Annotated in this window: 10 protein-coding genes; 8 read left to right on the top strand and 2 right to left on the bottom strand. The window is 71.2% G+C overall.

The genetic code is table 11. The features are described 5' to 3' along the window. Positions 1 to 129: 129 nt before the first annotated feature. Positions 130 to 1,041 (bottom strand): dihydrodipicolinate synthase family protein, encoded by a 912-nt coding sequence (locus ACFZBU_RS18670; RefSeq protein ID WP_391584690.1) that lies wholly within the window; start codon positions 1,039 to 1,041, stop codon positions 130 to 132. 362 nt (positions 1,042 to 1,403) lie between these two features. On the opposite strand from ACFZBU_RS18670, the gene ACFZBU_RS18665 reads away from it, so the two are divergent. The 6 genes from ACFZBU_RS18665 (at position 1,404) to ACFZBU_RS18640 (ending at position 8,930) form a co-directional block, all read left to right on the top strand. Then, positions 1,404 to 2,408, top strand: a complete 1,005-nt coding sequence (locus ACFZBU_RS18665) for an ABC transporter permease (protein WP_391584689.1) — start codon at positions 1,404 to 1,406, stop codon at positions 2,406 to 2,408. Between the two features lie 59 nt (positions 2,409 to 2,467). Then, a complete protein-coding gene (locus tag ACFZBU_RS18660; protein ID WP_391584688.1) occupies positions 2,468 to 4,234 on the top strand; it encodes an ABC transporter substrate-binding protein in 1,767 nt (588 codons plus the stop codon). A gap of 114 nt (positions 4,235 to 4,348) precedes the next feature. Continuing rightward, a complete protein-coding gene (locus tag ACFZBU_RS18655; protein WP_391584687.1) occupies positions 4,349 to 5,323 on the top strand; it encodes an ABC transporter permease in 975 nt (324 codons plus the stop codon). Next, positions 5,323 to 6,360 (top strand): ABC transporter ATP-binding protein, encoded by a 1,038-nt coding sequence (locus ACFZBU_RS18650; RefSeq protein WP_391584686.1) that lies wholly within the window; start codon positions 5,323 to 5,325, stop codon positions 6,358 to 6,360. Before ACFZBU_RS18655 ends, ACFZBU_RS18650 begins: the two co-directional genes overlap by 1 nt. Next, a complete protein-coding gene (locus ACFZBU_RS18645; protein WP_391584685.1) occupies positions 6,357 to 7,427 on the top strand; it encodes an ABC transporter ATP-binding protein in 1,071 nt (356 codons plus the stop codon). The genes ACFZBU_RS18650 and ACFZBU_RS18645 overlap by 4 nt, the downstream gene beginning before the upstream one ends. A 60-nt stretch (positions 7,428 to 7,487) precedes the next feature. Beyond that, positions 7,488 to 8,930: an aminopeptidase P family protein gene (locus ACFZBU_RS18640; RefSeq protein WP_391584684.1), complete on the top strand. Its 1,443-nt coding sequence runs from the start codon at positions 7,488 to 7,490 to the stop codon at positions 8,928 to 8,930. 100 nt (positions 8,931 to 9,030) lie between these two features. Here the strand turns inward: ACFZBU_RS18640 and ACFZBU_RS18635 are convergent, their stop codons facing one another. After that, positions 9,031 to 10,461, bottom strand: coding sequence for an APC family permease (locus ACFZBU_RS18635; protein ID WP_391584683.1), 1,431 nt, complete (start codon positions 10,459 to 10,461; stop codon positions 9,031 to 9,033). Between the two features lie 101 nt (positions 10,462 to 10,562). Between ACFZBU_RS18635 and ACFZBU_RS18630 the strand changes: the two genes are divergently transcribed. Next, positions 10,563 to 11,261 carry a TetR/AcrR family transcriptional regulator gene (locus ACFZBU_RS18630; protein ID WP_391584682.1) on the top strand — a complete coding sequence of 233 codons (699 nt, stop codon included), beginning with the start codon at positions 10,563 to 10,565 and terminating at the stop codon, positions 11,259 to 11,261. Then, positions 11,258 to 12,406 carry a P1 family peptidase gene (locus tag ACFZBU_RS18625; protein ID WP_391584681.1) on the top strand — a complete coding sequence of 383 codons (1,149 nt, stop codon included), beginning with the start codon at positions 11,258 to 11,260 and terminating at the stop codon, positions 12,404 to 12,406. Before ACFZBU_RS18630 ends, ACFZBU_RS18625 begins: the two co-directional genes overlap by 4 nt. Positions 12,407 to 12,563 lie beyond the last annotated feature (157 nt).

The raw sequence follows: 12,563 nt of genomic DNA, 5'->3' as shown, positions 1-12,563 counted from the left end.
CCCGGTTCCGGTGGGCGAGTCGCGGGCACGCGGGACCGGGTGGCCGCGTGTGGAATCGGCCTCTTGTCCGGGAACGCGGTTGTGTCGCAGGTGGGTTGACGGTGCGTCAGGTGGGTCGGCCGGACCCGCTCAGCTCAGCCCGGCCGCGACGGCGCGCTCGGTCGCCAGGCGGATGGCCTGCTGCATCTCGGCGTTCAGCGGCCGGCGCGGCGGACGGCAGGGGCCGCCGGGCTTGCCGACCACGTCCATCGACAGCTTGATCGCCTGGACGAATTCGCTGCGGGTGTCCCACCGCAGCAGCGGCTGGAGGATGTCGTACAGCTCCCGCGCCCGGGTCAGGTCGCCGGCCACGGAGGTGCGGTAGAGCTCGATGCAGGCGTCGGGCAGCACGTTGAGGAAGCCGCCGATCCAGCCCTTGGCGCCGGCCACGGCCAGCTCCAGGAGCACGTCGTCGGCGCCGGCCAACAGGTCCAGACCGGGCGCGAGTTCGGCGATTCGATAGGCGCGTCGGGTGTCGCCGCTGAACTCCTTGACGCCGACGATGTGGCCGTCGGCGTGCAGCTTCGCCAGCAGCTCGGGGGCCAGGTCGACCCGGGTGTCGAAGGGGTTGTTGTAGGCGACGATCGGCACGCCGACCGAGGCCACGTCGGCGTAGTGCGCGTGCACCTCGGCGTCGTCGGCACGGTAGCCGTTCGGCGGCAGCAGCATGACCGCCTCGGCACCGGCCTCCGCGGCCTGTTCGGTCCACCGGCGGGCCTCGGTCGAGCCGTACGCGGCCACGCCGGGCATCACCCGGTCACCGCCCACGGCCTCGACCGCGACGCGGACCACCCGGGCCCGTTCCTGGTCGGTCAGGACCTGGTATTCGCCCAGGGAGCCGTTGGGCACCACACCGTCGCACCCGGCGTCGACGAGGCCGCGCACGTGCTCGGCGTAGGCGTCGTAGTCGATGCTCAGATCCGCGTGCAGCGGCAGCGGGGTGGCGACCATCAGGCCGCGCCAGGGGCGGAGGGTGCGGTCGATGGAGATCGCGTCGGACATGGGGACTCCTTGGCTTTCGGCTCGGTTGCGACTCGGCTGTCGACGTCGAGGCCGGAATCGGCATCGGGAATGCGGGACATGCGGGGCGTCGGATCGGTGGTGCCGCGCTCGGGGCCGTGATTCGGCGCATCCGCTTGGGTCACGTCAGTACAATGTCACATTGCTCTTGTGTTGCGCCAGACCCGTCCCCGATCAACGTAGCCGGCCGGACGGAAAGGAAAACCGCAGGTGAATGGTAAAGGAATTGCAAATACAATGTCGCACCTCAAATGTGACACGACTCAGACCTTGACCATTGAGTCGGCCCTGGGCAGAGTTCCCCACCATTACCCACCCCGCCGCCTCCCGAGAGGCCCGCCGTCATGACCACGCTCGCGCCCCCCACGGATCCGCCGGTGGACACGGATCCGCCCGCCGCCGACACCGCCCCCATGGGGCTGCGCCCTTCGCAACTCGCCTGGCGTCGTTTCCGCCGCGACCGCACCGGGATCGTCGCCGCGTGCGTCGTCGCCGTGTTCGTCGTCGCGGGCCTGGGCGCACCGCTGTTCGCCAAGTGGTACGGGCACGACCCCTACACCACGTACGGCCAGAACCGGCCCGGCCTGCTGAACGAGTTCGGCTTTCCCGTCGCACCCAACGGCGGCATGTCCGGCGAGTTCTGGCTCGGCCTGGAACCCGGTCTCGGCCGGGACGTGCTCACCCAACTGCTCTACGGCATCCGCACTTCGCTGCTCATCTCGCTGGCCGTGGTCGCGATCGTCACCGTGCTCGGCGTACTGGTCGGAGTGACCGCCGGCTACCTCGGCGGCGGTACCGACTACCTCGTGGGCCGATTCATCGACGTCATGCTCAGCTTCCCGTCCACGCTGTTCTTCATCGCCTTCACGCCGGTGGTGACCTCGCTGCTGACCAACCCGGGCGAGCAGATGTCCCCGCTGCTGCGTGGGGCGGTCATCGTCGCGGTGCTCTCCGCATTCGGCTGGGCCTCGGTGGCGCGCCTGTTGCGCGGTCAGGTGCTCTCCCTGCGCAGCCGCGAATACGTCGAGGCGGCGCGCGTGATCGGCGCCTCGCCCGGCCGGGTCGTGCTGCGCGAGCTGCTGCCCAACCTGGTCACCCCGATCCTGGTCAGCGCCTCGATGGCGGTGCCGACCTACGTGACCACCGAGGCCGCCCTGTCCTACCTGGGCGTGGGCATGGTCGAACCCACCCCCGACTGGGGGCGGATGTTGCTCAAGGGCGCCGAGGTCTACCGGACCGACATCACCTACATGTGCGTCCCCGGCATCTCGATGCTCGTCTTCGTGGTCGCCTTCAACCTCTTCGGCGACTCGGTCCGCGACGCGCTCGATCCCAAGAGCGACCGCTGAGCCCCGGGCACCGGTGCCCTCGCCACACCGCACTCGCACGGCAACCCTCGGAAGGAACCATGAACCCTCGCCGCAGACCCACTCGCCTCACCCGAACCGCGCTCGCCACGCTCGCCCTCGCCCTCGGCGCGGCCGCCTGTTCCGGCGGCGGCGGCACCCCCGCCGGCAAGGAGCCCGGCAAGGGGGCTCCCAAGGCCCAGGTCCGCGCCGTGTCGATCGGCGCCGCCGCCGAGTCGAAGGGCCCGGCCAAGGATCTGCCCGGCGCCAAGCCCGGCGGCACCGCCACGGTGCTGGAGCGCGCCGACTTCAACCACCTGGACCCGGCCCGCGTCTACGTCTCGCACGAGCAGACGGCCGAGTTGCTGATCTCCCGCCAGCTCACCACGTACAAGCAGGAGGGCGACCACACCACCCTGGTCGGCGACCTGGCCACCGACACCGGGACCAGCCCCGACGGCGGCAGGACCTGGACCTTCACCCTCAAGGAGGGGCTCAAGTACGAGGACGGCTCGCCGATCACCGCGCAGGACGTCAAGTACGGCGTCGAGCGCTCGTTCGCCAAGGAGATCACCGGCGGTCCGACCTGGATCCAGGAATGGCTCGTCGGCAACCCCGACTTCCGTTCGGTGTACGACGGCCCCTACGGCGGTCGCGAACTGGACGCGATCAAGACCCCCGACGCGCGCACCATCACCTTCGCGCTCCCCGCCCCGCGCGGCGACTTCCCGTTCGCGGTGGCGATGCACACCAGCACCCCGGTGCCGCGCGCCAAGGACACCAAACTGGAGTACGACAAGCACCCGTTCTCCAGCGGCCCCTACAAGATCTCCACCCGCGAGATCGACAAGTCCATGACGATGGTCCGCAACGAGCACTGGGACCCGAACACCGACGCGGTCCGGCATGCCTACCCCGACCAGTGGAAGTTCGAGTTCGGCGCGTCCAACCAGCAGATCAACGAGCGGCTGATCGCGGCCAACGGCGGCGACCGCTCGGCCATGACCTTCCGCGTCGCGGTCGGTCGCGAGGTCGCCCAACAGGTGCTCACCACACCGGACTTGAAGGCCCGCACGGCGGACGCGGCCACCCCGTACACCGAGTACTTCGAGATCAACAACCGCCGGCAGACCAACCCGAAGGTCCGCCAGGCGCTGATCGCGGCGTTCCCCAAGGAGCAGGTGCGGCAGATCATGGGCGGCCCCGCCTACGGCGAGTTCGCCACCACGCTGATGGGCCCGACGGTGCTCGGGTTCGAGCCCTACGACCTGGCCGGCGTGCCGAACACCGGTGACATCGCCAAGGCCAAGCAGCTGCTCGCCGAGTCCGGCACCCCCAACCCCACCATCGTCTACGCCTACAACCAGACCCCGCTGTGGGAACAGGTCTCGGTAACCATCGTCCAGGCCCTCCAGCAGGCCGGTTTCAAGGTGGTCCCGCAGCCGATCAACGACAAGAGCTACTACACCGAGATCGGCCGCGTGGACAACAAGTACGACCTGTACTGGGCCGGCTGGGGCGCCGACTGGCCCAGCGCCGCGACCGTGCTCCCGGCCAAGTTCGACGGTCGCAAGATCATCGACGACGGCTCCGTGTACAGCCTCTACAACAACCCGGCGATGAGCACCGAGATGGACCGCATCACCGCGATGTCGGACGTCGTCGCGGCCGGCAAGGAGTGGTCGAACCTGGAGAAGAAGATCATGGCCGAGGCCCCGGTCGTGCCGTTCGTGTACAAGCGCCAACTGACCCTGTACGGGCCCGGCCTGGGCGGCGTACGGGTCGGCTTCATCGGCTCGACCTATCCGACCGACGTCTGGGTCAAGTAGCCCCCGGGCGGAGCGGCCCCGGCTCCGCCGGCGTGGGCGGGAAGGCTCCCCCCTTCCCGCCCACGCCGGCCGGGCCGGCGGCCGCTCCCCGGTCCGACCTCCAGTGAGGGCCCCATGTTCCGATTCCTGGTGCAGCGACTGCTCGGCGCGGCACTGATCCTGTTCGTCGTCTTCACCGTCACCTTCTTCCTGTTCTTCGCGATGCCGGACGACCCGGCCCGCCTGTCCTGCGGCAAGACCTGCACCCCCGAGACGCTCGCCCTGATCCGACGCGACCTGGGCCTGGACGAGTCGGTGCCGATGCAGTACTGGCACTACATCGTCGGCGTCTTCGCCGGCCGCGACTTCGGCGCCTCGCACTGCTCCGCGCCGTGCCTGGGCTACTCGTTCGTCAACCACGAACCGGTGCTCGACACTCTGCTCGACCGCTTCCCCGCCACCCTGTCGCTGGCCCTGGGCGCCTCGGTGATCTTCCTCGGCGTCGGCATCATGATCGGCATGCTCGCGGCGCTGCGCCGCGGCACCTGGCTGGACAAGTCCACCATGGCGTTGTCGCTGATCGGCGCGTCGGTGACGATCCAGTTCCTCGGGGTGATCGCCCGCTACGTCCTGGTCGACGAACTGCGCTGGTTGCCCAAACCCGAGTACATCCCGTTCACCGGCGACACCGGCGGATGGATGGGCGGGCTGCTGTTGCCCTGGTTGACCCTGGCCTGCGTACAGGCCGCGGTGTACGCGCGCCTGACCCGGGCGTCGATGATCGACGCGCTCGGCGAGGACCACATCCGCACCGTCCGGGCCAAGGGATTGACGTCCCGTCAGGTCTACGCCAAACACGCGTGGCGCGGCGCGATCACCCCGGTGGTGACCGTCTACGGCATCGAACTCGGCGTCCTGCTCGGCGGCGCGGTGGTCACCGAGACCACCTTCAACATCCCCGGCATCGGCAAACTCGCGGTGAACGCGGTCGCCAACTCCGACCTGCCGATGATCACCGGCGTGGTGCTGATCGCCGCCACCGCGATGGTGCTCGCCAACGTCGCGGTGGACGCCGTGTACGCCGTCATCGATCCCCGGGTGCGTGTGTGATGACCCCTCCCCTGCTCGCGGTCCGCGACCTGCGGGTCCGCTTCGCCACCGAGGGCGGCGTGGTCAAGGCCGTCGACGGCGTCTCCTTCGACGTCGAACGCGGTCGTACCCTCGGCATCGTCGGCGAGTCCGGTTCCGGCAAGAGCGTCACCAACCTCACCCTGCTCGGTCTGCACAACCCGGCCCGCACCACCATCGAGGGCAGTGCGGTCCTGGACGGGACCGAGCTGGTCGGGGCCCCCGAACGCACGCTGCGGGACCTGCGCGGGCAACGCGTGTCGATGGTCTTCCAGGACCCGCTCACCGCCCTGTCGCCCTACTTCACCGTCGGTGCGCAGATCGTCGAGACCTACCGTCGGCACACCGGCGCCGGCCGCCGCGAGGCGCGGGCGCGCGCCGTCGACATGCTCGACCGGGTCGGCATCCCGCAACCCGCGCGCCGGGCCCGCGAGTATCCGCACCAGTTCTCCGGCGGCATGCGCCAGCGCGCGATGATCGCGATGGCGCTGGTGTGCGAGCCCGACCTGCTGATCGCCGACGAGCCCACCACCGCCCTCGACGTCACCGTGCAGGCCCAGATCCTGGACCTGCTCGCGGAGTTGCAGGAGCAGTTGGGCACCGCGATCATCCTGGTCACCCACGACCTGGGGGTGGTCGCGGACGTCGCCGACGACGTGCTGGTGATGTACGCGGGCCGCGCGGTCGAGTTCGGCTCGGTCGCCGAGGTCCTGGACACGCCCAGGCATCCCTACACCCGGGGTCTGCTCGCCTCGGTCCCGCGCCTGTCCGATGCCCTGGACCGGCCGCTGCAACCGGTGCCCGGCTCACCGCCCAGCCTGCTCGCCCCACCGCCCGGCTGCGCCTTCCACCCGCGTTGCACGCATGTGATCGACGGCCCCGAGACGCCGTGCCGCACGGTGCTCCCGCTGTTGACACGTGCGCCTGCGGGGGCCGGCGGCAGCGTGCACGCCGCCGCCTGCCATCTGGAGGCGGTGCCGAGCACCGCGCCGACGGATCTGCAAGGAGCCACCCCATGAACACCACGTCGCTCGACGCGTCCGAGCCGCCGCTGCTCCGGGTGAGCGGACTGACCAAACACTTCCCCACGGGCCGGAGCCTGCTGCGCCGAAGGGCCCGGGCGGTCCGCGCGGTCGACGGCATCGACCTCGCCGTCGGGGCCGGGCAGAGCATCGGCCTGGTCGGCGAATCCGGCTGCGGCAAGTCGACGACCGGACGGCTGATCACCCGCCTGCTCGAACCCAGCGCGGGCACCATCGAGTACCGCGGTCGCGACATCGCGCACGCCTCGCGCCGCGAACTGGCGCCGATCCGCGCGCAGATCCAGATGATCTTCCAGGATCCGTACTCCTCCCTGAACCCGCGGCAGACCATCGGCACGATCCTGCGTGCCCCGCTGGACGTCAACGACATCGACCCGCCCGGCGGACGCGAGCGCCGGATCGAGGAGTTGCTGGAGACCGTCGGCCTCAACCCCGAGCACCGCAATCGGTTCCCGCACGAGTTCTCCGGCGGCCAGCGGCAACGCATCGGCATCGCCCGGGCCCTCGCCGCCGGGCCCAGCCTGATCGTCGCCGACGAGCCGGTGTCCGCGCTGGACGTGTCCATCCAGGCCCAGGTGATCAACCTGCTGGAGGAACTGCGCCGCGATCTGGGCATCGCGTTCGTGTTCATCGCGCACGACCTGGCCGTGGTCCGACACTTCTGCGACCGGGTGGTGGTGATGTACCTCGGGCGTGTGGTGGAGACCGCGGATCGCGAGTCGCTGTACGAGCGGGCCCATCACCCGTACACACAGGCCCTGTTGTCCGCCGTGCCCGGCGCGACCGGTCCGGACGGCACCCGGCTGGAGCGCATCCGACTCAGCGGGGACGTGCCCAGCCCGATCGACCCGCCCTCGGGCTGCCGCTTCCGCACCCGCTGCCACAAGGCACAGGACGTGTGCGCGGTGGCCGAACCCCCGCTCACCGCGGTGGACGGCCGGGCCGGCCACGAAGTGGCCTGTCACTTCCCCGAACCCGTCAAGATCTCGTCCGCGAAGGCCCCGGCGCCGGCGGCACCCGCGCAGCCGAGCCGGACCGCCTGAGGCCCGACCCACCCGACCCGGTCCACACCAGACCCGAACCCACCGGAAGGACAGGGAACCATGACCCGGCAAGACCCCGTCGCGGCACTCAACACCGGCACCCACGACATGCCCGTATCCCCCGCGCTCGACGCCTTCATGGCCACCGCCTGGGCGCCCAGTCCGCTGCCCGACCTCGGCGCCGAGCCGGTCGCCCCGTGGGCGGCGAAACGCCGCGAGCGGCTGTCCGCGCGCTACCCCGGCGAGCGACTGGTCGTCCCCGCCGGCACGCTCAAGGTGCGCAGCAACAGCGTCGACTACAAGTTCCGGCCGCACACCGCGTACACCTACCTGACCGGCGACCACACGCCCGACGGCGTGCTGCTCCTGGAACCGGTCGGCGACGGGCACGAGGCCGTCCTGTACCTGCGCCCGCGTTCGCCGCGCGACACCGGCGAGTTCTACCGCGACCGGCGCCACGGCGAGTTCTGGACCGGGCGTCGGCCGACCCTGGACGAGTCGCAGACCCTGCTCGGCGTCGCCTGCGCCCACCTGGACACCCTGCCCTCCCGGCTCACCGGCCCCGTCGTACCCACCCGCCTGCTCAGCGGAGTCGACCCGGACGTGGACCGACTCGCCGCCCCGGCCGATCCCGGACGCAGCGCCGAACTCGCCGCGTACCTGTCCGAGATGCGCCTGGTCAAGGACCCGTGGGAGGTCGAGCAGCTGCAACTGGCCGTCGACCACACCGCCACCGGGTTCGCCGACGTGGTCCGCGCCCTGCCGCAGGCGCTGCGGCACCCGCGCGGCGAGCGTTGGATCGAGGGCGTGTTCGACATGCGCGCCCGGATCGAGGGCAACGGCACCGGCTACGACACGATCGCCGCGGCCGGCGCGCACGCCTGCGTGCTGCACTGGATCCGCAACGACGGCCCGCTGGATCCGACCCGACTGCTGCTGTTCGACGCCGGCGTCGAAATGGACAGCCTGTACACCGCCGACATCACCCGCACCCTGCCGCTGTCCGGCCGCTTCACCCCCGCCCAGCGCGAGGCGTACGAACTCGTGCTGGCGGCGCAGCAGGCCGGCATCGACGCACTGCGTCCCGGCGCGCGCTTCCGCGACTTCCACAACGCCGCGATGCGGGTGATCGCCGAGGGCCTGCACGCGTGGGGCGTCCTGCGGGTCACCCCCGAGGAGGCGCTGCGTCCGGACAGCGGCCTGTACCGGCGCTACACGCTGTGCAGCAGCGGCCACATGCTCGGCATGGACCTGCACGACTGCGCCAAGGCACGGGCGGAGACCTACCTGGACGGCGTCCTGGAGGCCGGCCACGTGCTCACCGTCGAACCGGGTCTGTATCTCCAGCCCGACGACGAGACCCTGCCCGTGGAACTGCGCGGAATCGGCATCAGGGTGGAGGACGATCTGGTGATCACCGAGGACGGCGCCCGGCTCATGTCGGCGGCCCTGCCCCGCACGCCGGACGCCATCGAGGAGTGGATGGGCACCTTGGCGGGCTGAGCGACAGTCGTCGCGGTGCCGGGCCGCCCCCGCGCGGGGGGCGGGGGCGGCCCGACACCGCGACGGCTGTCGGGTGCGCGGTGGCCCGGCGCCGGCTCGGCTACTCGGGCGCGTCGCGAACGGGGTCGGGGAGCGTCCAGCGGTGCTCGCGCCTGGGGTGCAGGTAGGCGTAGTAGTAGAGGTAGCCCGCCGCGACCATGGCCACGGCGATGCCGATCGGGCGCCGGTCGGAGTCGATCGACTCGTACAGGACGTACGCCATCACGCCGATCACGCCGAGCGGGACCCACGGCCAGGCCGGCATCCGGTAGGTCGCGTGGGCGGTGGCTCCGGACATCCGTCCGTACAGCGCGGAGACGGCGACGAAGATGTAGAGCACCACCAGGTTCGCGCCGGTGGCCAGGATCAGGGTGTCGAGCGGGACGAGCCAGGCGACCACGATCGCGGCGACGCCCATGGTCAGGGTGGCCAGGACCGGAGTGCGCAGGCGCGGGTGCACGGCGGCCAGCGGTCGGCCCACCGCATCGGGCCAGGCCCGGTCGCGGGCGGAGGAGTACAGCAGTCGGCCGATCTGCAACATGATCGCGATCACCGCGTTGACGATGGCGATCGCTATGCCGAGGCTGACCGCGGTGTTCACGGCGTCGCCGCCGCGTTCGAGCAGGAAGTAGTTCATCGGGGACGGGGCCGCCATGAGTTCGCCGGTGCTCGGCGTACCCAGCAGGACGGCCACCAGCGGGAGGCACTCGGCGACCACGGTGATGCCCAGCGACCACATCACCACCTTGCCGATCGAGGCGACCTGCCGGGTCTCCTCGGCGAAGTACACGGCGGTGCCGTAGCCGTTGTAGGCGAACAGCGCCGTGGCGGCGAAGGACACCACGAGCCCGGCCGAGGCACCCACGAGCACGTCGCCCTCGCCCAGTGCCTGCGCCGTCCACAGCGTGGAGACCGGCTGGTCGACGTGGACCAGGCCGAGCCAGGCCAGTACGGCGATCGCCGCGAGTTCGACCGCCAGGAAGACGCCGGTGACCCAGGCGTTGGTGCGGATTCCCAGCACGGCGACGAGCGAGGCCAGCGCGATGACGGCCAGGCCGGCGCCCTTGCCGTCCAGTGAGCCCCACACCACGCCCAGGTAGTCGCCGGTGCCCAGGGCGATCACCGCGACCGTCAGGACCCCGCCGAGCAGACCGAGCGCGAACAGCGCGAAGCCCGTGGACCGGCCGAGCGTGCGTGCGGCGAAGGCGTACTCGCCGCCGGTGATCGGGAAGGCGCTGGACAACTCGGCGTAGCACAGCGCCATCAGCATGCCCGCGACGGCGGCGAGCAGGAACGCCACGGCGGCGGCGCCGCCGAGGCCGCTGATCACCGACGGCATGATGATGAAGACGCTGGAGGCGGGCGTGACCGAGGACAGCGTGATGAACAGGTTCTCACGCAGGCCGAGCGAGCGGGACAGGTCCTGGGCATAGGCCGTCGGCTGCGGCAAAGGGGTGCCGGCGGGCGTCTGACTGCCATCGGTATCGGCCATGAGGCTCCCTTGTCAGTTCTTTGACGCCGGAGTCAACGATATGGAAGACTCCCACGTCAATAGGCATTCCATAATTTGGCACTGAAGACAAGGAACGGTGCATGGCACGACCGAGGAATCAGACGGCGAGACGTGAGCAACTGGTCCACGCGGCCACCGCCGCGGTCGGCCGGCACGGTCTGGCCCAGTTGCGGGTGGCCGACATCGCCGAGGTGGCGGGCGTGGCCCGCGGGTCGGTCAGCTACTACTTCAGCGACCTGGGCGACCTGCTGCGGCAGGTGTACCGACAGGCCGCGGACCGCTTCTACACGTCCCGCACCGACACCGCCTCCCGCCTCCCGGACGCCCGCGACAAGCTCGTGGCCTGCGCGCGGCGCGGGCTGCCGTCCGGGCCGGAGGACGAACTCGCGGTGGTCCTGTACGAGTTCAGCGCGGCGGCCCGCGACGAGAGCGAATACGCCACGCTGGCGCAGAGCCTGTACGACCGACAGGTGGCCATGTACGGCTCGATCCTGGAAATCGGGCAGGCCCAGGGCCACTTCCGGTTCACCGAGCCGATCCGCGACGTGGCCGCGAACCTGGTCACCCTCGAGGACGGCTACGGCCTGCACATCGTGAGCCGCAACTCCTCGCTGCCGCCCGAGCGCGCCCTGGCCCTGATCCTGGCGCACGCCCGCCAGGCCACCGGCTGCCCGGAGTTGCGCCCGGACCGGGTCGTCCCCGACCCCGACGCGCCCGACGAGGGCACCGGCGGCCCGGACGCCGCCGGCCACGACAACTCCCGGAAGGGCACCGCGTGAACACCCCCGCCACATCACCCCTCGCCGTCACCCCGTCGGGACGCCCGCGCGCCCGGGCCCTGGGCATCCGCCTCGACGGCACCCCCGGACCGGCCAACGCCCTCACCGACGTCCCTGGGGTGCACATCGGCTACACCACCCTCGTCCAGGGCCCGTCGGTACGCACCGGCGTCACCGCCGTGTTGCCGCGCGGACGCGCCGGCGTCGGCCTGCCGTGCGCCGCGGGTCGCTACTCGCTCAACGGCAACGGCGAGATGACCGGCAGCAGTTGGCTCGACGAGACGGGCAGCCTGGCGGGTCCGGTGATGATCACCAACACGCACGCGGTGGGTCCCGTGCACCGGGGCGTCGTCGACTGGACGGTGGCCAACCGGCCCGAACTCGCCCGGCAGTGGCTGCTGCCGGTGGTCGCCGAGACCTGGGACGGCTACCTCAACGACATCAACGGCCCGCACGTCCGCGCCGAGCACGCGATCGCCGCGATCGACTCGGCCGCCCCGGGCCCGGTCGAGGAAGGTTGCGTGGGCGGCGGAACCGGGATGAACTGCTATGGCTTCAAAGGTGGTTCGGGCACGTCCAGCCGGGTGGTCGAATACGGCTCGGACCGGTACACGGTCGGCGCCTTCGTCCAGGCCAACTTCGGCGAACGACGCGAACTGGTCGTCGCGGGCGTGCCCGTCGGAGAGCGGTTGACCCGGGACAACCCGATGGAGGACACCGACTGGTTCGCCCCCGGCGGGGCCGGCTCGGTGATCGTGGTGATCGGCACGGACGCTCCGCTGCTGCCCGGCCAGTGCAAGGCGCTCGCCCGCCGGGTCCCGATGGGTCTGGCCCGTACCGGCACGACCGGCAGCCACTTCTCCGGTGACATCTTCCTGGCCTTCTCCACCGCCAACGCCGGTGCCCTGACCAGCAACTTCCCGCAATCCCCGGCCACCGACGAGGACTACGACACGCTGCGGCACATCCCGTGGGGCCGGATCGACCCGTTCTACCGGGCGACCGTGCAGGCCGTCGAGGAGGCCGTGCTCAACGCCCTGGTCACGGCCGAGGAGACCACCGGCCACAACGGCCGGCGCAGCCCGGCGATCCCGCACGACCACCTGCGCGCACTGCTGACGGGGGAGGATTTCGCCGACGACTGACCCCACGAGGCCGCCGTCGGTGCGGCCGGCCCCGCCGACCCCCGCGCACGCGAGGGCGCGGCCCACACCCGCCCGGGCGGCGCGCGCGGCGGTGCGACTCGTTCCCGTCGAGCACCGCGGTCGGGGCGATCGGGGCAGGTGGGCCGGGCACCGGCTC

Origin of the sequence: Embleya sp. NPDC008237, from assembly GCF_042956465.1 — a bacterium.
Taxonomy (GTDB): Bacteria; Actinomycetota; Actinomycetes; order Streptomycetales; family Streptomycetaceae; genus Embleya.
Note: the sequence above shows the minus strand (reverse complement) of the source record. Positions and strands in the feature narration are given on the sequence as shown.